The sequence below is a fragment of the Deinococcus aquaticus genome, from assembly GCF_028622095.1.
In the GTDB taxonomy this organism is placed as follows: Bacteria; Deinococcota; Deinococci; order Deinococcales; family Deinococcaceae; genus Deinococcus; species Deinococcus aquaticus.
On record NZ_CP115165.1, the window covers coordinates 265,138 to 290,187 of the forward strand.

The window sequence follows — 25,050 nt, forward strand, 5'->3', positions numbered from 1 at the left end:
TTTGTTTCGCTGACAATCCGGAACTTCACCGGATTGCCAGCTCCACGTCCGGAACCCGTTTCTCTCCCACTCGCATCCGCTCGGATTGAATGGTCTTTGCAGCCCATTCAATCGGAGTCCGTATGAGCGGACGGCACGCGCCGGGGGTGGGATCAACGCCGCCCCGCACGGCGCCGGGTGCCGTGACCGCTGCCATGCCAGTCGCGGTGATGGGGGCCGCGCCGGTTGGAGTGGCGGCGCGCACGGCGTGGTCGGTTCCGGGGGCGCTGGGGGTGATCGCCGGCATCCTGCTGGCGCTGGGAGTCACGCTGGGCTTCGGCGGGAACGGCGCGCTGTCCCTGGCGGGGCTGGGCGCGCTGCTGGGGGCACTGACGTGGCGTGAACCCCGGCGGGCGCTGCTGCTGGGGCTGGCCGTGGCGGGTGTGGGGGCGGGGTTCCTGTCGGCCCGCACGGTCCTGGCCCGCCCGGACCCCATGACGCCGTGGCTGGGCGCGCAGGTGACGCTGCGGGGCGAGTGGGACGGACAGTTCCTGACGCTGGCCGAGCCGCGCGCGCGGGTGGTGGTCGCGCCGAAACCCACGCAGGGACCGGGGGCGCTGGTGGTGGCGGGCCGGCTGGTCCCGCCGGAAGGACGGCGCACGCCCGGCGGCTTCGATCAGGCAGGGTGGCTGCGCTCGCAGGGCGGGCTGTTCGTACCGGCCCCCGGCGCGGTGCTGGTCGCGGCGCAGGTCCGGGCGCACGAGCCGGAGCGTGGGCTGCGCGGCTGGTTCCGGCGGGGCCTGAGTGCCGGGCTGGACGAACGGCGCGCGGCGCTGATGCAGGCCATCGAACTCGGGGACCGCAGCGACATCACCCGTGAAGAGTTCGCCGCAGGGTACTCGGTGCGGGACGCCTTCACCCGCGCCGGACTGGCGCACCTGATGGCGCTGTCCGGGCAGAACGTCGCGCTGATCACGGGCGTGCTGGTGTGGCTAATGATCCGCGCCGGGGCCTCGCCCGCCTGGCGGTTCGGGGTCCCGGCCGCGCTGCTGCTGCCTTACCTGCTGATGCTGGTGCAGCCCTCGCCGAGTATCACGCGGGCGGTGATCATGGGCGGCGTGGTGCTGGTCGCGCTGGCAGTGGGGCGCGGGCGGCCCGACCCGCTGGGCCTGATCGCGCTGGCGGCGCTGCTGTGCCTGCTGCTGTTCCCACTGTGGCTGCTGGACCTGGGTTTCGGGCTGTCGTTCCTGGCGGTGCTGGCCCTGACCGGCTCGGCGCGGCTGGCCGGGCGGCTGCCCGCGCGCTGGCCACACACCCTGCGGCTGGCGGTCGCGGCGACCGTGCTGGCGGAACTGGGCACCCTGCCGGTCATCGCGGGGACGTTCGGGCAGGTGCCGCTGGTGGGCCTGCCCGCCAACCTCGTGGCGGGCGTGATCATGGCGGCGCTGGTGCCGCTGGGGTTCCTGGCGGGACTGCTGGGACCAGTGGCCGCGCCGCTGAACCTGATCAACGGGCCGCTGGCGTCGGCGCTGCTGCTGGTCGCGCAGACCTTCGGGCAGGCACCGGTCCTGACCTGGGGCGTGATCGGGCCGGGCGGGACGCTGGCCTTCGTCACGGCAGCCGGGGCGGGCTGGCTGTGGCTGATGGGGCGCGTGCCGGGCCGGGCAGTGCTGGGGGCGGTGCTGGCCGGCACGCTGCTCACGGCGCTGCCCGGCTGGGTGCGGCCCGCGCAGGACATCGTGTTCCTGGACGTGGGCCAGGGCGACTGCACGCTGCTGCGGCTGCCGGGCCTGACCGTTCTGATCGACGCGGGCGGCTCGGTCGGCAGTGACTACGACGTGGGCGGGCGCACGGTCGTCCCGGCCCTGCGGGCGCTGGGCGTGCGGAAACTGGACGTGGTGATCGCCACGCACGCCGACACGGACCACATCGAGGGAGTCAGCGGCGTGCTGCGGGCCCTACCGGTCGGGGAACTGTGGATCGGGCAACGAAAGACGGACGATCCGGTCCTGACGGCCGTGTTGAACGAGGCGCAGGTGCGCGGCGTCCCGGTGCGCGAGGTGCGGCGCGGCGACCGCGTGCAGGCGGGCCGCGCGGCCCTGACGGTCCTGTGGCCCCCCGGCAACGTGTGGAGTACCGAGGACAACGACAACAGCGTCGCCGTTCGACTGGACGTGGGTGGCTGGCACGCCGCGTTCCTGGGCGACCTGCCCGCCCCCGCCGAGGCCGCGCTGAACACCGGCCCGCTGAACCTGCTGAAAGCCGCGCACCACGGCAGCCGTTACAGTACCGGCGAGGCCCTACTGGCGCAGGCGCGCCCCACCGACGCCGTGATCAGCGTGGGCCGCAACACCTACGGCCACCCCCACCCGGACGTGCTGGGCAGGCTGGCCGCATCGAACACCCGGACGTGGCGCACCGATCAGAACGGCACGATCACCTGGCCGCTGCCATAAGTGATGTGGGCTGTGGGAACCTCCTCCCTACATCCCACACCCCACGTCCCACAACCCCGCTTCAGTCGGTGGCGCTGGCTTTCAGGTCCTCGGCTCTGGGGGCCAGTCCGGCGCGGCCGGTCAGGGGGCGTTCCGGGAGGATCAGGGTGGCGAGGAACGCGAGGCCCACCAGGACGGCAGACACCAGGAACACCTGGTCGATGGCACCGGCCATCACGCCGCGCAGGGCGTCCAGGATGGGCTGGAGCAGGTTGCCGTCTCCGAGCTTGCTGAGGCCCGCGCCGAGTTGCGCGGTGGCCTGCGGGCTGGTCAGCAGGTTGGGGTTGGCAATGGCGTCCTGCACGGGGGTGGGCAGGTCGCGGGCCTGGGCAGGGAGGCTGGCGGCGAGGTGGCTGTTCAGGTGGGTGTTCACAAGTGCGCCGAACAGGCTGACGGCCAGCGTGCCGCCGATCTGGCGGAAGAACTGGTTGCCGCCGGTGGCGCTGCCGAGTTGCTCGCGCGGCGCGGCATTCTGCACGGCCAGGGTCAACTGGCTGTTCACGGGGCCCAGGCCCAGGCCCAGCAGGACCATGATGCCGACGGCCAGCAGCAGCGGGGTGTCGGTGCCGAGGGTGGTGGCCAGCAGCAGCGCGGCGGTGGCGATCAGGCCGCCCATCAGGATCAGGTTCTTGTAACGGCCGGTGCGGCTGACGACCTGGCCGGACAGGGTGCTGGTGAGGATCATGCCGAACATCAGAGGGGCCAGGGCCAGGCCGCTGCCGCTGGCGCTGCTGCCGCGCACGCCCTGCATGTACAGCGGGAGGTACAGGATCGCGGCGTACATGCCGGCGCTGGTCAGGAAGCCCGCGAAGGACGCGACAGCAATGCCGCGGTCTTTCAGGAGGCGCAGGTTCAGGATGGGGCGTTCCTGGCGGGCACTGTGCAGCGCGTACCCGGTGAACAGCATGAGGGTGCCGAGCAGGAGGCCGATGATGGTGAGGCTGGTCCAGGGGTACGTGCCGCCGCCCCACGAGAGGGCCAGCGTGAGGGTGGTGACGGACGCGCCCAGCAGAAACGCGCCGGGGGTGTCGAAGCGGGCGTGCGCGGCGGGGCTGTGCGCGCTGGGGGCAGGCAGGCGGAAGAAGCGCCAGATGAAGTACGCGGCGAGCAGCGCGAAGGGCAGGTTCACGAAGAACACGCTGCGCCAGCCCAGGTGGTCGGTCAGGAAGCCCCCGACGAGCGGCCCGACCACCGAGCTGACGCCCCAGACGGCCCCGGTGTAGCCCTGGTAGCGGCCGCGTTCGATGGGCGTGAACAGGTCGGCAATGGCGGTGAAGCTCATGGCCATCAGGGTGCCGCCGCCGATGCCCTGCACGGCGCGCAGGATGATCAGGCCTTCCATGTTCTGCACGAAGCCCAGGCCCACGCTGCCCAGGGTGAACACGGCGATGCCGAGCAGGATCAGAGGGCGGCGGCCGTAGCGGTCGCTGATGGTGCCCACGATGGGAATGGTGATGGTGGTGGCCAGCGAGTACGCCGTGAACGCCCAGGCGTACAGGTGGAAGCCGCCCAGGTCGCTGATGACGCGCGGCATGGCGCTGCCGACCACGGTCAGGTTGAGGCTCGACAGGAACAGCACGGTCAGGATGCCCACGAACGCCAGGATCTTCTCGCGTTCGTTCAGGCCGCTGTGCGTGGGGGCCGGGGCGGCAGGGGTGAGTGGTGTGGTCATGCGGTCTCTCCGGTGGGGGCGGGTGGGGCGGCGTTCAGCGCGTCGTCCAGGGCGTTCAGGGCGGCCAGGGCGGCCTGAACTTTTTCCGGGGGCAGGTGCCCGAAGTGGGCCTGCACGATGTCCTGCCCGGTGGCGCGGGTGCGGGCGCGGGTGGCCTGGCCCTGCGGGGTGAGTTGCAGGCGTTGCAGGCGCAGGTCGGCGGGGTCCGTGACGCGCTGCACGAGGCCCGCACCGACCAGTTTGGTGACGATGCGGGTCACGGTGGGGGCGGGCAGGTTCTGGCGGGCAGCGACCGCGCCGGGCGTGTCGTGGCCGTCCATGATGCTGGCCAGGACCAGCAGTTCCTTGGTGTTGAGGCCCAGCGCGCGTTCCAGCGGTTCGTCGAGCGCCTGCTTGAAGCGCCGCGAGAAGCGCAGCGTAGTGCGGACGAGCAGGTACAGGTCGTCGTCCGTGGCGCTGGCGGCGGGTGGGGGTTGGAGGGAAGTCGCCGTATTCATTTCAAGTGGAAGTATTCCAGATGGAAGGACACCTGACTGCGGTGTCCGTCACAGAGCCGCGCACCCGGTCGCCCGCAGGACACCCTTAGTCGGGCCGGCCCACCACCGCCATCGGCAACGCCCGCACCTGCGCCATGCCATCCACCTGCTCGGCCAACCGCACGCCGCCCCGCAGGTGCAGGTCCAGCGCCGCGCCCAGCCACGGCAGCGCGTCTTCTGGTAGGGCGCCGGGCGCGAACCACCCCACCTCCGAGGTCTTGTCCAGTGGGCGCGGCGTTCCCACCCAGGCACGCGCCTCGAAGAACACGTCCAGCCCCTGCGTGCCGTCCAGGTCGTACCGGGCCACGCCCAGGCAGGCCAGTGCCACCGGGTCCAGCGTCACGCCCACCTCCTCGGCCACCTCGCGCGCCGCCGCGCCCGCCAGGGTCTCCCCCGTCTCCACATGCCCGCCCGGCAGCCCCCACAGACCGTCCGCGTACGACGCGCCGCTGCGCCGCCCCAGCAGCACCCGCCCCTGATCGTCCAGCAGCACCGCCCACGCCACCAGATGAAAGGTCACGTCAGCTCCCGCGCCGCGCGCACGTCGGACAGCTGCTCGGTCACGAACACACCCCGGTTCAGGTGCGCGTCCAGCAGCGGCGCCAGCCAGGGCAGCGCGTCGTCCGGCAGGTCGCCCGGCGCGAACCACGCCACCTCCGAGGTCTTGTGCAGCGCCTGCGGCACACCCGCCCAGTCCGGCGCGCGGAACAGGAAGTCGGTGCCCTGCGCGCCGTCCACCTCGTAACGCCGCACGCCCAGCACCCGCAGGCCGGGCGGGTCCAGACTCAGGCCCACCTCCTCGCGCACCTCGCGCGCCGCCGCTTCTGGCAGACCCTCGCCGGGCTCCACCTGACCGCCCGGCAGGCCCCACAGCCCGTGCCCGTACGCCGAGCCGTCCCGGCGGCCCAGCAGCACCCGGCCCCGCTCATCCTGCACGACCACCCACACCAGCAGATTCCGCATGGCCCAGCGTGGCACGCGCCGCGCCCTGCAACCGCAACAGGTGACGCAGGACACCCCCCGCGCGGCGGCCTGCGCTATCCTGCCGGATGCGTCACCGGGGGTGCCTGCCAAGAGCGGCGGGCTGAGACTTACCCCAGGAACCTGATCCGGGTCATACCGGCGGAGGGAGCGTGACCGGCAGCCCACACCCCACGTGTGGCGACTGCCCACCGCTTCCCCTCGTGACGCGAGGGGACTTTCTTATGCAAACCAGACTGACCATACTTGCCGCACTTGCCCTTGCCAGCGCCGCCAGCGCCCAGGCCACGCTGACCGTCATCACGCACGACTCCTTCGACGTGGACAAGAAGCTGATCGCCGCGTTCGAGACGCAGAACAAGGCAAAGGTGCGCTTCATCAAGGGCGGCGACGCCGGGGAACTCCTGAACCGCCTGATCCTCACCCGCCGCGCCCCCATTGCCGACGTGGTGTACGGCCTGGACAACAGCCTGCTGCCCCGCGCCCGGCAGGCCGACCTCCTCCAGCCCTACAGGAGCCCCGCGCTCTCCCGCGTGCCCGCCGCGTACCGCCTGGGCGAGGACGGCCTGCTGAACACCGTCGACTACGGCTTCGTCGCCCTGAACTACGACCGCGCGTGGTTCGAGAAGAACAAGGTCGCCCTGCCCAGAAGCCTCGACGACCTGAAAACCCCCACCTACGCACGGCTGACCGTCGTGCAGAGCCCCGCCACCAGCAGCCCTGGCCTCGCGTTCCTGCTCGCCACCGTCAACCACTACGGCGAGGCGGGCGCCTGGAACTGGTGGCGCGCCGCCCGCGCCGGAGGCATGAAAGTCACGCGCGGCTGGAGCGACGCTTACTACAAGGACTTCACCCGCAACGGCGGCCGGTACCCCATCGTCCTCAGTTACGCCAGCAGCCCCGCCGCCGAAGTGTTCTACGCCGACGGCTTCAACCCCGCCAAACTCCCCGCGCAGGCCCCGACCGCCAACCTCTTCCTGCCCGGCAGCACCTACACCCAACTTGAGGGCGTGGGCATCCTGAAAGGGAGCAAGCAGACTGCCCTGGCCCGCAAATTCGTGGACTTCATGCTGAGCGCACCCGTCCAGACCGACATCCCCACCCGCATGTGGATCTACCCCGCCGTGAAAGGCACGCCCCTGAACCCCGTCTACACATTCGCGCAGGAACCCACCCCCACCCCCATCAAAGCCGACATCGCCGCCAACCCCCAACGCCTCGTGGACGCCTGGGTCACGCAGGTCCTCAGGGCACGGTGAGGGAAGTGGGACGCGGGAAGCAGGCAGTGGGAAGGGAAGCTGCTTCGCAGCGGAACAGAAACCTATCTGCTTCGCAGGACCCCTCAGTCAGCTGCGCTGACAGCTCCCCTCAAGGGGAGCCTACACACACGCGGCTACCTGAGCTGAAAAAGTAGAACCTGCCCACATGCACCCAGACACCCTGCCAACCAACCGAAGCAGCCACCGGGCCCGTCGCCACTGGCCCTCATCGCTCGGGGGCGGCCCCTCGCTCATCTTGATTCGCTGGCCTAGGCGCACTCGCTCATGGGCGCGAAGCGCGCGGGGCGAACGCAGCGTGACTGAAGGATGGCGTCCGAGCAGGAACCATCCCCGCCAATTGCTACCGGCCGAATCAGAGAAATCCCTGCCCAGTGCCAACGCAGGCTCCCCCGTCCCCCCTGGGGATGGGGGCTGGGGGGTGGGGCAGCCTGCCACAGGCGCCCACCCATGACCCCGCCCAGGCTGACAGGTTGGCTCCTCGCCCTGCCGGGCCTGATCTTCGTGGCCGTATTCCTGGTGCTGCCTCTGGCCAGGACGTTATCGGAGGGCGGCGTGAACCTGTCGGTGTGGGCGGACCCGTACTTTCAGGGTCGGTTGTGGTGGACGCTGGCGCAGGCGGGCGTGACGACGCTGGCGGCGCTGCTGGTAGGGGTGCCGCTGGCGTTTCTGCTGTCGCGGTTCGAGGTGCGGGGGAAGGCGTTGTTCCTGCGGCTGTTGCTGTTGCCGTTCGTGACGCCGACGCTGGTGGCGGTGCTGGGTTTGAGTGCGCTGCTGGGCCCGCAGGGGTGGATCACGAAGCTGACGGGCGTGGATCTGAGTGACACGCCGGCGCTGCTGCTGCTGGGGAACCTGTTTTTTAACCTGCCGGTGATGGTGCGGCTGGGGTACGCGGGGTTCGCGCGGGTGCCGGTGAACGCGGTGGGGGCGGCGCGGTCGCTGGGCGCCTCGGCGTGGCGGGCGGCGCTGGGCGTGGCGTTGCCGCTGGCGTTGCCGGGCGTGCTGGCGGGGGCGGTGCTGGTGTTCCTGTACTCGGCGCTGAGTTTCGGCCTTCCGCTGGCGCTGGGCGGCGAGCGGTACGGGACGCTGGAGGTGGAGATCTACACGCTGACGGCTCTGCAACTGCGCCTGTCGGAGGCGAGTGCGCTGATCGTGGGGCAGCTGCTGTTGACGCTGGTGGCGACGGCCGCGTACGTGCGCTTATCAGCGGGCGGGGTGGGCGTGGCGGCGGGCGGCCTGCCGGGAGCGCGGGGTGGGGCGCGGGCGGCGCTGCTGGGCCTGGGGGCGCTGGTGGTGCTGGTGTGCTTCGCGCCGCTGCTGGCGGTCGTGGTGCGGGGCCTGCTGGGGTCCGGCGGCCCGACCCTTGCCTACTGGCAGGCGATCCTGGCCGACCCGGACACGCCGCTGCTGGCGTGGAACACCGTACGCTTCGGGCTGCTGGCGCTGCTGGGCGCGGGCGTGCTGGGCGGCCTGTACGCGCTGGGCGCGTGGCGGGCGCGGTCGCGGGTGCTGGACCTGATCTCGCTGCTGCCGCTGATGGTCTCGCCGGTCAGTCTGGCGGTCGGGTACCTGCTGGCGTTCCCGGCGCTGGCGGCCACGCTGCCCATGCTGATCGCGGCGTACACGCTGCTGGCGCTGCCGCTGGTGGTCCGCTCGGTCCTCCCGGCGCTGCGGGCCATTCCGCCCCGCCTGCACGAGGCGGCGCGGTCCCTGGGAGCCTCTCGCGGCGCGGCATTCCGTTCCGTGACGTTCCCGCTGGCATTTCCGGCCCTGCGGGGCGGCGGGGCGCTGGCCCTGGCGACCGTGCTGGGCGAGTTCGGCGCGACCCTGGTCCTCTCCCGGCCCGAGTGGGCGACCCTGAGCACTGGCCTGTACGAGCGGCTGGGCCGCCCCGGCGAACGCAACCTGGGCGAAGCGTGCGCGCTGGCAACCGCGCTGCTGCTGCTGTCCACCCTGGCCTTCACGCTGCTGGACGGCGGCGAGGGCGAGGTCACGTGAAGGACGGCCGGTGTGTTCCCTCTCCCGTGGGGAGAGGGCCTCGCGGAGCGAGGGGTGAGGGGTGTCGTGCGGGGCGGCGAGGAATCCCGTGCCATGCTGGGCCCCGTGAGTGAGCCGCTGCCCCCTGCCCTATCCCTCCGCGACATCCAGAAATCGTTTGGTGGGGTGGCGGCGGTGCGGGGCGTGTCGCTGGACGTGGCGGCGGGTGAGACGGTGGCGCTGCTGGGCCCGAGCGGCTGCGGCAAGAGCACGGTGCTGCGGGTGGTGGCGGGCCTGGAACGGCCCGACAGTGGGACGGTTACGGTGGCGGGCCGGGACGTGACGGCCCTGCCGCCGGAGGCGCGGCACGTGGGGTTGGTGTTTCAGGATTACGCGTTGTTTCCGCATCTGAGTGTGCTGGGGAACGTGGCGTACGGGCCGCGCGTGCGGGGCGCGGGGCGTGGGGTGGCGGAGGCGCGGGCGCGGGAGGCGCTGGCGCTGGTGGATCTGCCGGGGTTGGAGGCGCGTCGTCCGGCGCAGTTGTCGGGGGGGCAGGCGCAGCGGGTAGCGCTGGCGCGGGCGCTGGCGACGGGTTCGCCGCTGTTGCTGCTGGATGAGCCGATGTCGAACCTGGATGAGCGGCTGCGCGCGGAGTTGCGGGAGGGGCTGCGCGCGCTGTTCGCACGGGTGGGGGCGGGGGTGCTGCTGGTCACGCATGATCAGCGGGAGGCGCGGTCCCTGGCGGGGCGGGTGGCGGTCATGCGGGCGGGGGCGCTGGTGCAGGTGGGAACGACCGAAGAGGTGTTCGCGCGGCCTGCGTCGGCGTGGGTGGCGGCGTTTCTGGGCGAGTCGAACCTGTTGCCGGACGGGCTGGGCTGGGTGCGGTTCGTGCCGGAGGGGACGCTGCGGCCCGGTGTGGGTGAGGCGTGGCCGGTGACGGCGCGCCATTCGGTGGACGGGGGCGTGCAGGTGACGGTCGCGCACGCCTGGGGGCCGCTGTCGCTGACACTGAGTGCGCGGGAGGCGGCCGCGCTGGACGGTGACTGCCTGCGCCTGAGCGTGGAGGAGTCGGGTGTGCGGCGCCTGCCGGAGGACCGCGCGTGATCGGGTGGGTGCTGGTGGGGGGGCGGCTGGTGGATTCGCCGCTGCTGGCGGCGCTGCCCCGCCCGGACGTGGTAGTCGCGGCGGATGGCGGGGCGCGGCACGCGGCGCTGCTGGGCATGTGGGGAGTGGGCCACCGGGGAGCGGGTGAGTCGGGGCAGGGCGTGCGGGTGGACGTGTGGGTGGGTGATTTCGATTCGTCGGCGGGGGTGTTCGTGGACGCGCCGCGTGAGGTGCACCCGGCGGCGAAGGATGAGACGGACGCGGAACTGGCGATCCGGGTGGCGCGGGAGCGCGGCGCGACTGAACTGGTGCTGCTGGGCGCGTTCGGGGGCCGCTTCGATCACGCGCTGACGCTGGCGCTGGGCGCACTCCGGCTGGCCGAGCGCGACGGGCTGCGCGTGACCCTGACCAGCGGGGACGAGTGGGGCTGGCCGCTGACGCCCGCCTCTCCCCTGTCGCTGGAGGTGCCGCCGGGCGCGACCCTGAGCGTGCTGGCCGTCTCGGACCTGCGGGGCCTGAGCCTGGGCGGGGTGCGCTGGCCGCTCGTGAACGCCGATATTCCGCTGGGGAGCGGCTGGACCGTCAGCAACGAGGTGCAGGGGGGGCCGGTGACCGCCTCACTGCGGGAGGGCCGCGCGCTCGTGACGGTCCTGCCCACCCTGCCGGACTGACCCCCAGATACTGAATCCACAGACCCTGAACCCACAGCGGCGGGGGCACTCCACGCTGGAATGCCCCCGCCGCTGCTCTGTTTCTACTTCCTACAACCTACGCCCCTCAGTTGGCGGGGCAGGCGTCCACGCCGGCGCGGGTGCCACGGGTGAATTTGCAGCCGTAGTTAGGGTCGGCGATGACGGCGGGGGTGGTCACGTCGTCCCCGGCGGGTTTCGCGCCGCCAGCTTCCCATTTCACGAGGTCGTTGAAGCCCTCGACGAGTTCGGCGGCCGTGAAGTCGCAGTGGCCGGGGGCGCGGACGGCGCGCTGCACGAGGCGGTCGCCGTTCCCGGCGGCGGTCATGGCGGCGCGGTACAGCTGCTGGTGCTTGAAGGGCACGTAGAAGTCCCCGGTGGTGTGCAGGGTCAGGACGGGCACGCTGACCTCGCCGTTCACGCGGGGCAGGTAGCGGACGCGGCCATTGACGGCCGGGTTGGGGTTCTGGGCGGGCGTGACGCGCAGGATGCTGGCGTTGAAGGCGACCTCGGCGGCGGTGGGGGTCGCGCCGTTCGTCCAGCGGTAGGTGGTGTTCGCGTTGCCGTAGATGTTGCGGGGCAGGATGCCGGTCACGGTGCCGTCCGAGCCGCCGGTGCTGAACACGGCGCCCTGGAGGGCCGCCACGCGGAAGCCGAGGTTGAACACGGGGCGGTCGCCGCCCGTGAGGTTGCGGGCGACCTCGCGGAGTTTGGCGCCCTGGGTGGCGTTCTCCTGCCAGAGTGCGCCGCTGTACGAGCTGAAGCTGGCGTTCAGGATGTCGGGCAGCAGGGCCTTGTACGTGTCGGTGCCCTGCGGGAAGGTCTTGGATCCCAGGCCCGCGAGGTGCGCGGCGACCAGGGTGTAGTCGCCCAGCCACTGGAATTCGTATTCCTCGTCCATGACGCCGCAGGCGGGCATCGCGGCGGCGTAGGTGGTTCTGTTTTTCGCGGTCTGCGCGGTTTCCTTCTCGACGGCGGCGGCGGCGACGTGGCCGCCCATGCTGAAGCCCATGATGATGTTCTTGCTGGGCTGGGCGTACTTGCCGCCGGTCAGGGTGCTGAAGCTGTTGGCCAGGGCGTTGGTGTCTTCCACGCCGGCCTGCACGTCGTAGTAGTTAGAGGAGTACGAGCTGGCAGCCCAGGCGTACCCGAGGCTCAGCCAGTAGGCGCGCAGGCTTGGGGTCTGCACGCGCAGTTCCGGGCCGTCTCCGGCGTACCCGTGGGTGTACATGATCAGCTGCTTGTTCCAGTTGGCGGGCACCTCGATGGCGTAGGCGGCCTTGCCGCGAATGCCGTCCATGGTGCCCTGGTACAGGTCCGCGCCGGCCGTGGCGGTCAGGGTGGGCGTGATGGCCGTGAAGGTGCGGGTATCCTGCGCGCGGGTTTCGGCGGCGGGGACGGGCGTGCGGGAGCACGCGGCGAGGGCGAGGGCAGCGAGCAGACTGGCGGTCAGGGAACGCATCATGAGAAACCTCCGGGGGCGGGTCGAGGTGAGCTGAGTTGTGTGAGTGCGGCCGTGATGATAGCGCCTGCCGGGGCCAGGGCATCTGTACGGAAGATCACGCCGCAGGCAGCCTGATACGGACTCCGGTTGAAAGGTTTGCAAAAACTTTCAACCCGAGCAGAGCGAGCAGGAGAGAAACGGGTTCCGGAACTATCTGCGGGACAGGTGCGTACCTGAACGCATGAGACAGAGCGGCGCAGGTGAGCGGGCAGGCAGGGAACGCTGGAACGTGTGGGGGCGCGCGTGAGGGCCAGGCGTGGGCCGGGGTGCGGCTGCCTGGGCTGCGGCGGGGGCCTGCTGGTGCTGGCGCTGCTGGGCGCGCTGGCGTGGTTCCTGGTGATTCAGCCGGCCCGGTCGTTCCTGGCGAACTGGCAGACGCCCGGCGCGACCTCGCAGGGCCAGCAGACGAGCACGCAGACTCAGTCGCCGCAGGGTCAGACCGGCGGGACACAGACGGATAGCGCCAGTGCAGGAACGCAGGCCGCGCCTTTCACGCGGGCGGAGGTGCAGCAGTTCGTGCGGGTGCGCCGGACGGTGAGTGCCGCGATGGGCAGTTCCTTTACCGGGGTGCAGCAGGTCTGGACCGACATTCAGAATGGCCAGAACCCGAATCTGTTCCAGGTGATGACGGTCCTGCGCGACGCGGGCAGCAGTGTGGGCGCGGCCCGGCAAGCGCAGGCGGCGGCGCTGACAGCCGAGGGGATGACACCGGAACGCTACGCGCAGGTGCGGGCCGGAGTGAACCGCGCGCTGGGCGTGCCGAACATCGATTTCGCGCAGGCGGCGCAGTCGCTTCAGAGTGGGCAGCTACCAGACCTGAACCGTGACGTGCAGACCGGCACCGCGCAGGAGCGGGCGCTGGTGCAGCCCTTCCAGAAGGAACTGACGGACACGGCCGCGCTGGGCCTGCTGGGCCTGTAGTTCAGGCGGCCAGTGGCAGGCGGCGGGGGGCGACGGGTTCGCTTCCCGCCGTCTGTTGTTGCGCTCCCTGGCCTCCTTCTCCCTCCCGCAGCCGGTCTTCATGATTCGTTGAAGTTCGCGGCGCGGCGCGGTGCGGGCGGGCAGTGTGTGTGCGCGCTGCCGCACTTGCCTCATGGGGCTCCGATAAGGTGAGCGTCATGAAGACTGAGCTTAGTTCTGCCGTCCTGCCCGCGCCGACCGCGCAGTCCGAGGCGCTGTTCGCGCGGGCGCGCGCCGTCACGCCCGGCGGGGTGAACAGCCCGGTGCGGGCCTTTCGCAGCGTGGGCGGCACGCCGCGCTTTATTGCCAGCGCGCAGGGCGCGTACCTGACGGACGCGGACGGCACTCGCTACCTGGATTACATCGGGTCGTGGGGGCCGATGATCCTGGGCCACAACCTCCCGGCGGTGCGTGAGGCGGTCGCGGACGCCCTGCAGTTCGGCACGAGTTTCGGCGCGCCCGGCGAACGTGAGGTGCTGCTGGCCGAGCAGGTCACGCGCCTGACCGGCGTGGACCGCGTGCGTTTCGTCAGCAGCGGCACCGAGGCGACCATGAGCGCGCTGCGGCTGGCGCGCGGCGCGACGGGCCGCAAGTTCATCCTGAAATTCCGCGGGAACTACCACGGGCACGCGGACGGCCTGCTCGTCGAGGCCGGGAGCGGCCTGATGACGAACGAGGGGCACCTGGGCGCAGCGGCCCCCAGCAGCGCGGGCGTGCCCGAGGAGTACGCGCGCCTGACGCTGGTCAGCGAGTACAACGACCCGCAGGCGCTGGACGCCCTGCTGGCCGAGCGGGGGCACGAGCTGGCGGCCGTGATCTTCGAGCCGGTCGTGGGGAACGCCGGGGTGCTGGTGCCCACGCCGGAATTCCTGGCGGCGCTGCACCGCGTGAAGGAGCACGGGGCGCTGCTGATCGCCGATGAGGTCATGACCGGGTTCCGCCTGTCCCTGAACGGCGCGACCGGGCTGCTGGGCCTGCAACCGGACCTGATCTGCTGGGGCAAGATCATCGGCGGGGGCCTGCCGGTCGGCGCTTATGGCGGCCGGGCCGACGTGATGGACTTCGTGTCGCCGCAGGGGCCGGTGTACCAGGCGGGCACGCTCAGCGGGAACCCGCTGGCGATGGCGGCGGGCCTGGCGACCCTGACGGCCCTGGAGAACGACCCGGGCCTGTACGCGCGGCTGGACGCCTACACGGCGCAGCTGGCCTCGGGCCTGAAGGAGGCGGCGCAGGCGGCGGGCGTGCCGGTCAGCGTGAACCGGGTGGGCAGCATGCTCACGGCGTTCCATCAGGACGTCCCGGACGGCCATGTGCGCACGTACACCGACGCGGCCCGCAGCGACACGGCCGCCTTCGCCCGCTGGTTCCAGGGGATGCTGGCGCGCGGCGTGTACTGGGCGCCCAGCCAGTTCGAGAGCATCTTCGTGAGCGGCGCGCACGGCGACACGGAACTGAACGCCACGCTGGAGGCCGCGCAGGCCGCGTACCGGGATCTTGGGGGCCGTGACCTGGGGACGCATGAGCTGGGAGCCGGCGCATGACCCTCCTGACGCAGACGGCGCAGATCGTGAACGTCCTGAGCACCCACAAGGTCATCGCGGTGGTCGGCTTTCACCATGACAGTGTGAAACCCGCGTATTACGTTCCGGAGTACATGCACCGCCAGGGGTACACCATCATTCCCGTGAATCCGGCGCTGGCCGCGCGCGGCGAGAGTTACTTCGGGCACCGCGCGGTGTCCACGCTGGCCGAGATCGGGGTGCCGGTGGATATCGTGGACATCTTCCGCCGCAGCGACAAGGTGAGGTTGCACGTGCCGGACATCCTGGCGATGGCGCCGCCCCCGAAGGTCGTGTGGATGCAACTGGGCATCCGGGACGACGCCGTGGCCGCCGAGCTGAGCAAGTGCGGGATGGACGTGGTGCAGGACCGCTGCCTGCTCGCGGATCACCGCGCGCTGCTGTGACACGCGCGGACGTACTGGTGGTCGGCGCGGGCCTGGGCGGGCTGGCATTCGCGCAGGACGCCGCCCGCGCGGGCCTGCGCGTGGCCCTGCTGGACAAGGCGCGCGGCGTGTCCGGCCGGGCCGCGACACGCCGCGTGACCCTCCCGGACGGGCAGGAGGTGCGCCTGGATCACGGGGCGCGCTTCTTCACGGCCCGCAGCGACCGCGCCCGCACCCTGGCCGAGGGTGGCGTGCGGGACGGCTGGAACGCCGTGTGGACGCGCGGGGTGGCCCACTGGCAGGCCGGGCAGATCACCCTGCCCCAGGACGGTCACCCCCGCTACGCGCCCCCGGCGGGCATGAGCGTGCTGGGCCGCACCCTGGCACGCGGCCTGGACGTGAAAACGGGCGTGACCGTCACCAGCCTGGAACGCCTGAACGCCACCCAGGGCGGCGGCTGGCGCGTGCACTCGCGTGAGGGTCAGCACTGGGACGCCGCGAAGCTGATCCTGAACGTCCCGGCCCCGCAACTCCTGGCGCTGCTGGCCACCCTGGACCCCGGCAGCCCCGACGTCATTCCGGCCGTCCTGCACGGCCATGATTCCGGGGAAGCGGCGCGGCAGGCCGGACTGGTCACGTACGACCCCTGCTGGGCGGCCGGCGTGATCCTGCGCCAAGACCTGCCTGCCGACTGGCGCGCCCTGCGGCCCGAGCATCCGGTTCTGGAATGGATCGCGCGCGAGCATACCAAACGCCCGGACGGCGCGCCCCCCTCGCTGACACTGCACGCCACGCCCGCATGGAGCCGCGCGAACCTGGAACGCACGCCCGAACAGGTGCTGCCGGACCTGCTGGCCGCCGCGCAGGACATCCTCGGGCCGCTGGATGTTGCGCAGGCCTTCGCGCACCGCTGGCGGTACTCCATCCCGGCCGTCACCGCCCCTGGCCCCTGCCACTGGGACGCCGCGCTGGACCTGGGCTGGTGCGGCGACTGGTTCACGCCCGACCCGCACGGCCCGCGCGTGGAGAGTGCGCTGCTCAGCGGCTGGGCGCTGGCGCGCCGCGTGACCGGCACGGACTGACCACGCCCCTCAGGGCCACCGGGGCACGACCTGCTGGCCTCTTCCCTGCGACTCACCGGGGCCGGGCACGCAACCTCGCACGCATCTCAGTGTCCCGCGCCCTAGGATGCCAGCAGGCAGGACCTCCCGGCACGCGCCGGGAAAGGAGCACATCATGGGATTCATGAAGAACCTGAAAGACCGCGCCCAGCAGGGCCTCGACGCCGCCCAGAAGGGCTGGGGGCAGTACAACAACGCCAAGTTCGCGGACGCCGCCATGGCCGCCAGCGCCCTGATCAGCGCCGCCGACGGCCGCATCGACCCCGAGGAGAGGCGCAAGACGGCCGCGTTCATCATGAGTTCCGACAAGCTCAAGGCCTTCGACGTGAGCGTGCTGGCCGCCAAGTACGACGCGCACTGCGACACCATGACCCGCGACCCGGACTTCGGGAAGATCAACCTGCTTCAGGCGGTCGGGAAGGTCGCCAAGGACGCCGTGGAGGCCCGCACGGTCGCCCAGGTGGCCCTGCTGATCGCCACCGCCGACGGCAACTTCGACGAGAGCGAGCAGAAGATGGCGCGTGACATCATCCACGCCCTGAAACTCCAGCCCAGCGAATTCGGGCTGTAACCACAGCCGCCAGGGTGGAACGCGCCATCATGCAGGCGCGTCCCCCTTCCTGTGACGTTCAGTCCGCGCTGACCGCTTCGCGTGCCGGCACGGCTGGCAGGCCCAGCATGGCGTGCACGCTGGCGCTCCAGCCCTCGTCGTCCAGGGTGCGCCAGTGGTGCGCCCACTGCCAGCGGCGGTAGGCGTCGGCGGCGGCCTCCAGGCCGTCCTCGGCGCCCAGCAGGGGATTGGCGGGCGGGGTGCCCAGGTGGTGGCGGGTCAGGCTGCCTTCCAGGTCCGCGAGGGTCCTGGGTCCAAACGCGAACGACACGTGGCCCTGCCCGGTCCAGCGGCGCAGGTCGTCCTCGGGCGGCAGGGCGTACAGGATCAGTTCGCCGCCGGGGTGCGCGTCCCCCGGCCCGGTCAGGGTGAGGCCCGGCACGTTGTCACGCAGGTACGCGGCGATGGGGCCTGTGGCATGCGCGGCGGCCCCGGCGCGCAGGTGGTCCATGGCGGCTTTCGGGTTCAGGCGCGGATAGGGTTGCGGGGCGGGCGGCGCGTCGAGGCGCAGAGTGGCGGGGGCGCGCAGGGCCTGCCCGTGGAATTCCAGGCGGGTCTGGCCGCGCCACTCGCTGCTCACCAGTTGCGCGGCGAGGTCGCGTTCCCCGCCGGTGTCGTCGGTCTCGTCGAACTTGATGCCGCGCAGGCCCGCCACCTTGAACTGCAGGCTGTTGCCTTTCTTGCCGACCAGTCGGGTGTCGGTCAGGGTGTCGCGCAGGTGCCACAGCGGCAGCGGGTGGCCCTCGCCGAACGGTTCGAACGTGGCGGCCTCGGCCAGCAGGTCCAGCGAGGCCCCCAGGCCCGGCAGCGGCGCGTCCAGGCGCACGCGGGGGTGCGGCGCGGGGAACTGCCGGGCGTACTCGTGAATGCGCTCCTGGAACGCGCCGATGTTGGCGGGGTCGATGGAGAACCCGGCCGCGCCGGGGTGCCCGCCGTAGCGTTTGAGCAGGTCGTGACTCAGGCGCAGGCCCTGCACGGCGCTGATGCCGGGCGTGCTGCGGACCGAGCCCTTGCCCTGCGCGATGATGTACACGGGTTTGTGGTATGTCTCGAGCAGTTTGCTGGCCACGATGCCCATCACCCCGGCGTGCCAGTCGGGGTGCGTGACGACCAGGGCCGGGTCGGCGGGGTCGGCGATGGTCAGGGCCTGCGCGAACATGTCGTCCTGCAACTTGCGGCGTTCCAGGTTCCGGATTTCCAGGTACTCGGCGAGGCGGCTGGCCTCGTGCGGGCTGCGCTGCGTGAGCAGGTCCAGGGCGACGTCGGCCTCACCCATGCGCCCGGCGGCGTTGATGCGCGGCGCGAGAATGAACGCCACGTCCCGCGCGGTGGGCCGGCGGACCCGTCCAGAGTCCAGCAGGGCGCGCAGGCCCGGCAGTTCGGTTGCGGCCAGGGCGTCCAGTCCGGCGCGGACCAGGGCGCGGTTCTCCCCGATCAGGGGGGCCACGTCGGCCACGGTGCCCAGGGTCGCCAGGGCCGCGTAGGCTCGGGGTTCCGGCAGGCCGAGCAGGTCGTTCACGGCCCACAGCAGGTGGTACGCCACGCCCGCGCCGGTCAGATTGTGCAGGTCGTGGTCGAAGTCAGTGGTCAGGTGCGGGTGCACGACCAGCGCGTCCGGGAATTCGTCGCCGGGCGCGTGGTGGTCGGTCACGATGACCTGCGTGCCGTGGTCCAGCAGCGCGCGGATCTCGGCGTGGTTGGTCACGCCGCAGTCCACCGTGACGAGCAGGTCACAGGCGGCGGCGTGCTCCTCGACCCTGTCCGGATGAACGCCGTACCCCTCGTTCAGGCGGTGCGGAATGAAGCCGTGCACGTCGGCGCCCAGGTCCCGCAGGCCCAGGACCAGGGTGGCGGTGGCGCTCACGCCGTCCGCGTCGTAATCCCCGTGAATGCGGATGCGTTTGTGCTCGCGGATGGCCTGCACGATCCGCCCGGCCGCTTCCCGCAGGGCCGGGTTGGGCGTCAGGGTCAGGGGTGGGTCCAGCAGCGCGGCGCTCAGGCCACGCCCACTCAGGACCTGCGCCAGCGGAGGCGACACCCGCCACAGGCGCATGGCGTCCAGCAGTTGCTCACGGCTGGCGGGCGGGGCCAGCAGCCACTCCAGGTCCGGGCGCTGGCGGACACTCACGGGGCGCTCCCGGCCACGCCGGCGTCCGTTCCCGGCAGCGTCGGCGTGACGGTGGGCGCGGCAGCGGGCGGCGGCATGGCTGGTGGTTGCGTGGCTGGCGGTTGCATGGCTGCCAGTCTCGCCTGCAGGGTCGCGGTCAGGCGGTCCTCGGTATCGCGGCGTAACCGGGCTTCACTCTGGCGGCGCAGCCTCTCACGGACCAGACCCGGCAGCAGCAGTAGCGCCATGAACAGCGCCCCCACCAGCAGGAACAGGCTGACACTCACCCCGACTGACACGCTCACCTCTCCCCGGCCGGTAGGCAGGGGTAGGCGGACCAGTTCAGGGTTCTCCAGAGCGAACAGGGCCAGGTAAGCGGCGATGCCCAGCAGCAGCAGCACCTGAAGGAAAGAAACGAGGCGCATACCCCCTCAGTCTACCCCTCTGCACCGACCGGGTCCGGAAGGTGTCTCACCGCCGCGTGGGAACAGCAAGAGGGCCAGGAGGTCCAGAGACACTTCCACGATAGCCCGGCCAGACGGGGTACCCAGTGTTGAGGCAACAGGAAACGGCCCCCCAGATGGGAGGCCGTCTGCTCGTGACCCGGCGTGCGGGTCAGAGAGTGGGGATCAGAAGTAGAACTTGACGCCGGCTTTCGCGCCGAAGTTGAAGCCGCCGGTCTTGGCGTCGCTCGCCGCCAGACCCGTGCCGTATCCGTTGTTGCTCAGGTAGTACTTGCCGTTGCCTTCCACGAATGCGGAGATGCTGTCGGTGATGCGGTAGTCCACACCCAGCAGGGCGTTGGCGTAGATGTCCGTGCCGCTCTGCGTGGTGTTGCCACGCTTCTGGCTGCTGGTCAGGCCGAGGCCCGCACCAACGTAGGGGGTCAGGTTGCTGCCGGTATTCAGGTCGTAGGTAGCGCTGACGTCGCCGCTGATGGCGTTCCAGCCGGGCTGGTAGTCGGCCGCGACGCGCACGCCGACCGGGCCGATCACGTTGCTGGAGCCGACGACGACGCCGCCGGTCACGCAGTAGTTGACCTTGCCCTTGTTCTTGTCAAGCGTGTTCAGGCACTCGGAGCCGCTCATGGCGGACTTGGCACCCAGCGCGACGCCGGCATACAGGCCACGGCCGGTGTTCATCATGCCGTCGTCGGTGGCGACGGGCTCACCGATCACGACGGTGCCGGTGGTGGGGGCAGGCGTGACGGGTTCGGTCACGGTGCCGGTGGTGGTGGTGCCGGCAGCGCCAGCAGGACCGGCGGGGCCCTGGGGACCGACGGGGCCTGCGGGACCCTGGGGGCCAGCGGGGATGTTACGGACGGCCGCTTCGAGGGCGTCGATGCGGGCAGTCAGGGCGGCGGTGTCGGCGGTGGCGGCGCCGTCACCCATGCCGTTGATCTTGGCTTCGAGGGCGTCGATGCGGGCCTGCTGGTCGGCGCTGAGTTTCTCGAGGTCGGTCACGCGGCTGGCGATGGCGGCCAGTTCGGTGCTGACTTCCTGCATGCCGTTGGCGACGGTGGTCATGTCGCCCTGGCTCATACCGCACTCGCTCATGGCGCCGCTCTGGAGCAGGCGGTAGAAGATGAGGGCAGCCTGGTAGCGGGTCAGGTTCTCGTTGCCGCGGAAGGTGCCGTCGGGGAAGCCCTGGATCAGACCGCACTTGACGATCACGTCAACGGCGTCTTTGGCCCAGTGGCCGGCGGGCACGTCACTCAGGGTGACCTGTGCGGGGGCGGCGGTGGTGGTGGTGGTCTGGGCGCTGGCAGCGCCGAGGCTCAGGGCCAGGGTGGACGCGATGATCAGTGATTTGCGCATGTTCGTTCTCCTTGGGTGTTCGGTGCGGGATGTGGGACTTGTCTTCCCGGTTTCCTACTGTTCACCGTAGGCATCAGCAGTGAGGGCTTTGTGAATTTCTCTACGGTTAGCCTTCGGGTCAGGCGGCCAGAAAGGGCGAAATGGCTGCTTTCGGGCCATCATGAGGAATAAATGTCAGATGGGTCATTTTGCATGAGTCGCCTGGAAGCGCTTCACGATGGGGTTTTTCAACTTCACATGAGAAGCCTGTCGAAACGTACACGTCGCCTCCTCATGAGAGAAGATTCAGGGGCGGCGTGGCCCTCAGACGACCGGACTGACCAGTCTGCGCCCCTTATACTCGCCAGATGAGTCAGATTCATGTTCGCGCCCAGCCCGGAGACGTGGCTTCGTACGTTCTGCTGCCCGGCGATCCCAACCGCGCCCGCCACATCGCCAGCGCCTACCTGGAAAATGCCCGCGAGTACACCAGTCACCGGCAACTGCTGGGCTTCACCGGCACCTACCAGGGCGTGCCGGTCAGCGTGCAGACCACCGGCATGGGCTGCCCCAGCGCCGCCATCGTGACCGAGGAACTCGCGCGGCTAGGCGCCCGCACCCTGATCCGCGTGGGCACGCTGGGCGGCGCGACCCCCAGCGTCGCGCCCGGCGACCTGGTGATCGCCACGGCGGCCGTCCCGAACGACGGCACCACCCGCCAGATGCTGGGCGGCGCGCCGTACGCCCCGGCCGCCAGTTTCGAGGTCGTGGAGGCCAGCGTGAAGGCCGCCCGCCAGCACGGCGCGCCGCACCACGTGGGCCTGGTCATGACCGAGGACGCCTTCTACGCCAGCACCCCCGAGCACGCGCGCCTGTGGGCAGGCCGGGGCGTGCTGGGCTTCGAGATGGAAGCCAGCGCCATCTTCCTGGTCGCGGCGCAGCGGGGCCTGCGGGCCGCGTGCCTGACCGCGTGCAGCAACGACATCGGCGACCCGCAACTGGTGCCCGACGAGGTGCTGGCCGCCGGGGTGGACCGCATGGTGCGCGTGGCGCTGGACGCCATCGTGACGCTGGCCGCCGCCGACACCCAGTAAGGGACAACCCGGAACGCCCGGCGCGCGCAGGCGTCCCGGACAGACCCGGGGGCCACGGCATTGTTGTTCGCCGTGGCCCCCGGGTCTGCCAGTCCACTGGGCAGTCTGCCCCCCGGCAGGCAGCACGGCGTGACCGCACCGGTTCAGCAGTGTGGGTTCAGGAGTGCAGGTTCAGGAGTGCCCTTCGTGGGGCGCTGTTCGTGAGGTGCGTTCTGCGTGGCGGCGCGGGCTGTGGCAGGATAAACCCATGACGCAACTCGACGAACTGGAATTCGATAACGTGCAGATCGACCAGCATGGCCCCATCGCCGTGCTGACCATCAACCGCCCCCGGGCGCTGAACGCCCTGAACGCCGATACCCTCTCGGAGATCGCGCAGGCCGTGAACATGATCATCGAGGACGCCGAGGTGGGCGTACTGATCATCACGGGCGCGGGCGAGAAGGCCTTCGTGGCGGGCGCGGACATCAGCGAGTTCGGCGACCTGGAAGGCGTGTACGACGGCCGTGAACTGGCGCTGGCCGGGCAGGACGTCATGCATCAGATCAGCAGCCTGCCCATTCCCGTGATTGCGGCCGTGAACGGGTACGCGCTGGGCGGCGGACTGGAACTCGCGCTGGCCTGCGACGTGCGCGTGGCCGCCACGACCGCCCGCCTTGGCCTGCCGGAAACCAGCCTGGGCCTGATTCCCGGGTTCGGCGGCACGCAGCGCCTGCCGCGCCTGATCGGCACGGGCCGCGCGCTGGACATGATCCTCACGGGCCGTCAGGTGAAGGCCGACGAGGCGCTGAGTATGGGCCTCGTGAACTACGTGGCCGACAACGCCCTGACCAGGGCCCGCGAGGTCGCCGAGGCCATGCTGAAAAACGCGCCCATCGCCATCTCGCTGGTCAAGGAAGCTGTGCGGCGCGGCATGGACACCACGCTGGAAGGCGGCCTGGAAATCGAGGCGGACCTGTTCGGCATGACGGTCGCCACCAAGGACTTCCGCGAGGGCGTGGACGCCTTCCTGAACAAACGCCCGGCGGAGTTCCAGGGTGAGTGAGAAGGGCGGCCCCTCCGACGGGAAGGGCAACCCCCAGAAGTTCCGCCTGAGCGTGCAGAGCGGCGTCGTCAGCGATGTCGAGGGCCGCGCGCAGCCTGCGCCGGGCCGTGAGGGCAGCGCCACCCCGAACGGCCAGCGCGTCGTGGAGTTCACCACGCCCCGCGCCAAGCTGATCGAGGAGGCCGACGGCGCCATCCGCGCCGACCTGGCCTCGTACCCGCGTGCGCTGGCGGCGTACGAGGCGCTGCGGGGCGACCCGGAAGCCCTGGCGCACTGGGACATGGCGAACTACATCACCATGCGCAAGCTGGGGTACAACGATCACGGGCGCGTGCACGCGTTCATCACGGGCGCGGCGGGCATGGCGATCACGGAACTGCTGCTGGAGGGCGGCGTGAAACCCGACCTGATGGACAGCGGCGTGGGCGACCCCGACGACGTGTTCCTGACCGTGATCCTGGGCACCATGCTGCACGACATCGGCAACCAGATTCACCGGGCGGGGCACGAGGCGCACGGCGTGGCGCTGGCCCTGCCGATCCTGGACCGCATCATGGGGCCGCTGTACCCGGACCCGTTCAAGCGCACCAAGGTCCGCTCGTTCATTCTGGGCGGCATCAATTGCCACGACCTGAATCCCGCCCCGCTGACCATCGAGGGCGGCATCGTGGCCGTCGCGGACGGCACGGACATCACCAAGGGCCGGGGCCGCAAGGCGTTCAGCCTGGGCAGCGTGGACATCCACTCGATCAGTGCGCTGGCCGTGGATCAGGTGGTCATCGAGAGGGGCCGCGACAAGCCGGTGCTGATCAGCGTGACCATGAACAACTCCGGCGGCATCTTTCAGGTCGAGGAGATCCTGGCGCCCAAGGTCATCCGCACGCCGCTGCGCCGGTTCGTGGAACTGCGCGCCACGACCCGCCCGCAGGGTGACGAGCAGATCCTCTCGCGGGTCCGCCTGGACGGCGATCACTTCGTGATGGACCTCGAAAGCGGCGAGCAGGTCGAGGTGGAGGTCATGGATTCGCAGAAGCAGGCGCAGCAGGCCGTGGCCGAGAAACTGGGCCTGAGCAGCGACAGCCGCTGACCTCACGCCACACAGGGGCGCCCCGACCAGATCACCGGTCGGGGCGTTCCTGCATCCGTGGGTTACTTCTCAGTGCCGGGCAGTGGGGTGGTGCGGGCAGGGCCGCCGTCCACGCCGCCACTGCGGTGCGCACCGTCGCCGCCCTGCGCGCGGCCTTCGAGGTCGCTGTCACCGTCGTTGTTGGGGGTGCCCTGGCGGTCCTCGAAGTCGTGGCCGCCCAGCACGCCGTCATTGAATCCCGGCTGGTCGTTGGGGTTGGTGCCGTCGGCGTCGGCCGCGCCGCGCAGCAGGCTCTCGGCGGCCATCTTGTCCTGCAACAGTTCGCCGGTGGTGCCGTCGTCTCGCACTTCGCCCTCCGGGGCGTACTCGGAATCGTTCTTGCGGGTCATGGTGCCCAGCGTACCCGCCGGTCCGCCGGGGTGGGTGGGGAGCCACTGAGGGCGTCCTTCATCAACACCGCTTCAGCAACACCCGCTGCACCGACGCACGCAGCCCCGACACCCGGGCCGGGGCCGCGCGTGTTGACCAGCCGATCAGCGGGAGGCGGCCCTTCACAGACACGCTTACCGCCCGAGCCTCTATACTTGACTGTCTATGACGAAAGAACGCATCACCATGACCCAGCGCGGGTATGAAAAACTGCTCGAAACCCTTCACTTCCTGAAAACCACCAAGCGTGAGGAAATCTCCGAGAACATGGGCCGCGCCATTGCCGACGGCGACCTGCGGGAAAGCGCTGCCTACGACGAGGCCCGCATGCAGCAGTCCGAGAACGAGGCCCGCATCTCGGAACTGGAAAGCCAGCTGGAACGCTCGGTGATCATCGAGGAAGACAGCAGCGGCGGCGCCGGCCTGGGCGCCAAAATCACCGTGAAAGACGCCAAGGGCAAGGAGCACAAGTTCGAACTGGTCGGCACCTACGAGGTGGACGTACTGAAGGGCAAGATCAGCGACGCCAGCCCCATCGGGAAGGCCCTGGCAGGCCGCAAGGCCGGCGAGAAGGTCACGGTGCAGCTACCCAAGGGCACCGCCGATTTCGAAGTGCTGGCCGTCGACTACGTGTAACCGGCG

The 25,050-nt window shown here is 70.8% G+C and carries 23 protein-coding genes and 1 riboswitch; of the genes, 14 read left to right on the plus strand and 9 right to left on the minus strand.

The features are described 5' to 3' along the window. The first annotated feature begins 209 nt into the window (after positions 1 to 209). Positions 210 to 2,435 (plus strand): DNA internalization-related competence protein ComEC/Rec2, encoded by a 2,226-nt coding sequence (locus tag M8445_RS01310; protein WP_273990959.1) that lies wholly within the window; start codon positions 210 to 212, stop codon positions 2,433 to 2,435. Between the two features lie 61 nt (positions 2,436 to 2,496). On the opposite strand, the gene M8445_RS01315 is transcribed toward M8445_RS01310, so the two are convergent. From M8445_RS01315 to M8445_RS01330, 4 genes are all read right to left on the minus strand, one after another. Next, positions 2,497 to 4,146 (minus strand): MDR family MFS transporter, encoded by a 1,650-nt coding sequence (locus M8445_RS01315; RefSeq protein WP_273989131.1) that lies wholly within the window; start codon positions 4,144 to 4,146, stop codon positions 2,497 to 2,499. Then, a complete protein-coding gene (locus tag M8445_RS01320; RefSeq protein ID WP_273989133.1) occupies positions 4,143 to 4,643 on the minus strand; it encodes a MarR family winged helix-turn-helix transcriptional regulator in 501 nt (166 codons plus the stop codon). The genes M8445_RS01315 and M8445_RS01320 overlap by 4 nt, the downstream gene beginning before the upstream one ends. An 85-nt stretch (positions 4,644 to 4,728) precedes the next feature. Then, a complete protein-coding gene (locus tag M8445_RS01325; RefSeq protein WP_273989134.1) occupies positions 4,729 to 5,202 on the minus strand; it encodes an NUDIX domain-containing protein in 474 nt (157 codons plus the stop codon). Beyond that, a complete protein-coding gene (locus tag M8445_RS01330; RefSeq protein ID WP_273989135.1) occupies positions 5,199 to 5,645 on the minus strand; it encodes an NUDIX domain-containing protein in 447 nt (148 codons plus the stop codon). Before M8445_RS01330 ends, M8445_RS01325 begins: the two co-directional genes overlap by 4 nt. Before the next feature lie 86 nt (positions 5,646 to 5,731). After that, a riboswitch (TPP riboswitch) is annotated at positions 5,732 to 5,831 on the plus strand. Between the two features lie 56 nt (positions 5,832 to 5,887). Here M8445_RS01330 and M8445_RS01335 point away from each other — a divergent pair. The 4 genes from M8445_RS01335 (at position 5,888) to M8445_RS01350 (ending at position 10,692) form a co-directional block, all read left to right on the plus strand. Further along, on the plus strand, positions 5,888 to 6,922 hold the full coding sequence (locus tag M8445_RS01335) for a thiamine ABC transporter substrate-binding protein (RefSeq protein WP_273989136.1): 1,035 nt from the start codon (positions 5,888 to 5,890) through the stop codon (positions 6,920 to 6,922). Positions 6,923 to 7,390: 468 nt separating this feature from the next. After that, complete coding sequence (locus tag M8445_RS01340) at positions 7,391 to 8,938, plus strand: ABC transporter permease (protein WP_273989137.1); 1,548 nt, start codon at positions 7,391 to 7,393, stop codon at positions 8,936 to 8,938. 105 nt (positions 8,939 to 9,043) lie between these two features. Beyond that, entirely contained in the window at positions 9,044 to 10,021 is a 978-nt protein-coding gene (locus M8445_RS01345; protein ID WP_420704098.1) for an ABC transporter ATP-binding protein, read from the plus strand. Continuing rightward, positions 10,018 to 10,692 carry a thiamine diphosphokinase gene (locus tag M8445_RS01350; RefSeq protein WP_273989141.1) on the plus strand — a complete coding sequence of 225 codons (675 nt, stop codon included), beginning with the start codon at positions 10,018 to 10,020 and terminating at the stop codon, positions 10,690 to 10,692. Before M8445_RS01345 ends, M8445_RS01350 begins: the two co-directional genes overlap by 4 nt. 106 nt (positions 10,693 to 10,798) lie before the next feature. Here the strand turns inward: M8445_RS01350 and M8445_RS01355 are convergent, their stop codons facing one another. Then, positions 10,799 to 12,175, minus strand: a complete 1,377-nt coding sequence (locus M8445_RS01355) for an alpha/beta hydrolase (RefSeq protein ID WP_273989142.1) — start codon at positions 12,173 to 12,175, stop codon at positions 10,799 to 10,801. Between the two features lie 282 nt (positions 12,176 to 12,457). On the opposite strand from M8445_RS01355, the gene M8445_RS01360 reads away from it, so the two are divergent. From M8445_RS01360 to M8445_RS01380, 5 genes are all read left to right on the plus strand, one after another. Continuing rightward, positions 12,458 to 13,135 carry a hypothetical protein gene (locus M8445_RS01360; protein WP_273989144.1) on the plus strand — a complete coding sequence of 226 codons (678 nt, stop codon included), beginning with the start codon at positions 12,458 to 12,460 and terminating at the stop codon, positions 13,133 to 13,135. 197 nt (positions 13,136 to 13,332) lie between these two features. Next, positions 13,333 to 14,715 carry a glutamate-1-semialdehyde 2,1-aminomutase gene (hemL, locus tag M8445_RS01365; RefSeq protein WP_273989145.1) on the plus strand — a complete coding sequence of 461 codons (1,383 nt, stop codon included), beginning with the start codon at positions 13,333 to 13,335 and terminating at the stop codon, positions 14,713 to 14,715. Further along, positions 14,712 to 15,140 carry a CoA-binding protein gene (locus M8445_RS01370; RefSeq protein ID WP_273989146.1) on the plus strand — a complete coding sequence of 143 codons (429 nt, stop codon included), beginning with the start codon at positions 14,712 to 14,714 and terminating at the stop codon, positions 15,138 to 15,140. The genes hemL and M8445_RS01370 overlap by 4 nt, the downstream gene beginning before the upstream one ends. Then, positions 15,137 to 16,201 carry an NAD(P)/FAD-dependent oxidoreductase gene (locus M8445_RS01375; protein WP_273989147.1) on the plus strand — a complete coding sequence of 355 codons (1,065 nt, stop codon included), beginning with the start codon at positions 15,137 to 15,139 and terminating at the stop codon, positions 16,199 to 16,201. The genes M8445_RS01370 and M8445_RS01375 overlap by 4 nt, the downstream gene beginning before the upstream one ends. Positions 16,202 to 16,364: 163 nt before the next feature. Then, positions 16,365 to 16,811, plus strand: coding sequence for a tellurite resistance TerB family protein (locus M8445_RS01380; protein WP_273989148.1), 447 nt, complete (start codon positions 16,365 to 16,367; stop codon positions 16,809 to 16,811). Between the two features lie 58 nt (positions 16,812 to 16,869). Here the strand turns inward: M8445_RS01380 and recJ are convergent, their stop codons facing one another. The 3 genes from recJ to M8445_RS01395 form a co-directional block, all read right to left on the minus strand. Next, entirely contained in the window at positions 16,870 to 18,903 is a 2,034-nt protein-coding gene (gene recJ, locus M8445_RS01385) for a single-stranded-DNA-specific exonuclease RecJ (protein ID WP_273990797.1), read from the minus strand. Between the two features lie 71 nt (positions 18,904 to 18,974). Beyond that, positions 18,975 to 19,382, minus strand: a complete 408-nt coding sequence (locus M8445_RS01390) for a hypothetical protein (RefSeq protein ID WP_273989149.1) — start codon at positions 19,380 to 19,382, stop codon at positions 18,975 to 18,977. A gap of 204 nt (positions 19,383 to 19,586) precedes the next feature. After that, positions 19,587 to 20,774 (minus strand): S-layer homology domain-containing protein, encoded by a 1,188-nt coding sequence (locus M8445_RS01395; protein ID WP_273989151.1) that lies wholly within the window; start codon positions 20,772 to 20,774, stop codon positions 19,587 to 19,589. 347 nt (positions 20,775 to 21,121) lie between these two features. Between M8445_RS01395 and M8445_RS01400 the strand changes: the two genes are divergently transcribed. The 3 genes from M8445_RS01400 (at position 21,122) to M8445_RS01410 (ending at position 23,979) form a co-directional block, all read left to right on the plus strand. Then, a complete protein-coding gene (locus tag M8445_RS01400; protein ID WP_273989152.1) occupies positions 21,122 to 21,847 on the plus strand; it encodes a phosphorylase family protein in 726 nt (241 codons plus the stop codon). Positions 21,848 to 22,094: 247 nt separating this feature from the next. Continuing rightward, a complete protein-coding gene (locus M8445_RS01405; RefSeq protein ID WP_273989154.1) occupies positions 22,095 to 22,892 on the plus strand; it encodes an enoyl-CoA hydratase/isomerase family protein in 798 nt (265 codons plus the stop codon). Further along, positions 22,885 to 23,979, plus strand: coding sequence for a phosphohydrolase (locus tag M8445_RS01410; protein WP_273989155.1), 1,095 nt, complete (start codon positions 22,885 to 22,887; stop codon positions 23,977 to 23,979). Before M8445_RS01405 ends, M8445_RS01410 begins: the two co-directional genes overlap by 8 nt. Positions 23,980 to 24,041: 62 nt before the next feature. On the opposite strand, the gene M8445_RS01415 is transcribed toward M8445_RS01410, so the two are convergent. Continuing rightward, entirely contained in the window at positions 24,042 to 24,368 is a 327-nt protein-coding gene (locus tag M8445_RS01415; RefSeq protein WP_273989156.1) for a hypothetical protein, read from the minus strand. Positions 24,369 to 24,573: 205 nt separating this feature from the next. Between M8445_RS01415 and greA the strand changes: the two genes are divergently transcribed. Next, on the plus strand, positions 24,574 to 25,044 hold the full coding sequence (gene greA / locus M8445_RS01420) for a transcription elongation factor GreA (RefSeq protein WP_273989157.1): 471 nt from the start codon (positions 24,574 to 24,576) through the stop codon (positions 25,042 to 25,044). Positions 25,045 to 25,050: the final 6 nt, after the last annotated feature.

What these genes read in the sequence shown, in the direction of transcription:
- M8445_RS01340 (WP_273989137.1), top strand. Translation starts at nt 7,391, where the DNA reads ATGACCCCGCCCAGGCTGACAGGTTGGCTCCTCGCCCTGCCGGGCCTG.
- hemL (WP_273989145.1), top strand. Translation starts at nt 13,333, where the DNA reads ATGAAGACTGAGCTTAGTTCTGCCGTCCTGCCCGCGCCGACCGCGCAG.
- M8445_RS01310 (WP_273990959.1), top strand. Translation starts at nt 210, where the DNA reads ATGGGGGCCGCGCCGGTTGGAGTGGCGGCGCGCACGGCGTGGTCGGTT.
- M8445_RS01400 (WP_273989152.1), top strand. Translation starts at nt 21,122, where the DNA reads ATGAGTCAGATTCATGTTCGCGCCCAGCCCGGAGACGTGGCTTCGTAC.
- M8445_RS01335 (WP_273989136.1), top strand. Translation starts at nt 5,888, where the DNA reads ATGCAAACCAGACTGACCATACTTGCCGCACTTGCCCTTGCCAGCGCC.
- M8445_RS01320 (WP_273989133.1), bottom strand. Translation starts at nt 4,643, where the DNA reads ATGAATACGGCGACTTCCCTCCAACCCCCACCCGCCGCCAGCGCCACG.
- M8445_RS01370 (WP_273989146.1), top strand. Translation starts at nt 14,712, where the DNA reads ATGACCCTCCTGACGCAGACGGCGCAGATCGTGAACGTCCTGAGCACC.
- recJ (WP_273990797.1), bottom strand. Translation starts at nt 18,903, where the DNA reads ATGCGCCTGTGGCGGGTGTCGCCTCCGCTGGCGCAGGTCCTGAGTGGG.
- M8445_RS01315 (WP_273989131.1), bottom strand. Translation starts at nt 4,146, where the DNA reads ATGACCACACCACTCACCCCTGCCGCCCCGGCCCCCACGCACAGCGGC.
- M8445_RS01380 (WP_273989148.1), top strand. Translation starts at nt 16,365, where the DNA reads ATGAAGAACCTGAAAGACCGCGCCCAGCAGGGCCTCGACGCCGCCCAG.
- greA (WP_273989157.1), top strand. Translation starts at nt 24,574, where the DNA reads ATGACGAAAGAACGCATCACCATGACCCAGCGCGGGTATGAAAAACTG.
- M8445_RS01395 (WP_273989151.1), bottom strand. Translation starts at nt 20,774, where the DNA reads ATGCGCAAATCACTGATCATCGCGTCCACCCTGGCCCTGAGCCTCGGC.
- M8445_RS01415 (WP_273989156.1), bottom strand. Translation starts at nt 24,368, where the DNA reads ATGACCCGCAAGAACGATTCCGAGTACGCCCCGGAGGGCGAAGTGCGA.
- M8445_RS01390 (WP_273989149.1), bottom strand. Translation starts at nt 19,382, where the DNA reads ATGCGCCTCGTTTCTTTCCTTCAGGTGCTGCTGCTGCTGGGCATCGCC.
- M8445_RS01330 (WP_273989135.1), bottom strand. Translation starts at nt 5,645, where the DNA reads ATGCGGAATCTGCTGGTGTGGGTGGTCGTGCAGGATGAGCGGGGCCGG.
- M8445_RS01405 (WP_273989154.1), top strand. Translation starts at nt 22,095, where the DNA reads ATGACGCAACTCGACGAACTGGAATTCGATAACGTGCAGATCGACCAG.
- M8445_RS01355 (WP_273989142.1), bottom strand. Translation starts at nt 12,175, where the DNA reads ATGATGCGTTCCCTGACCGCCAGTCTGCTCGCTGCCCTCGCCCTCGCC.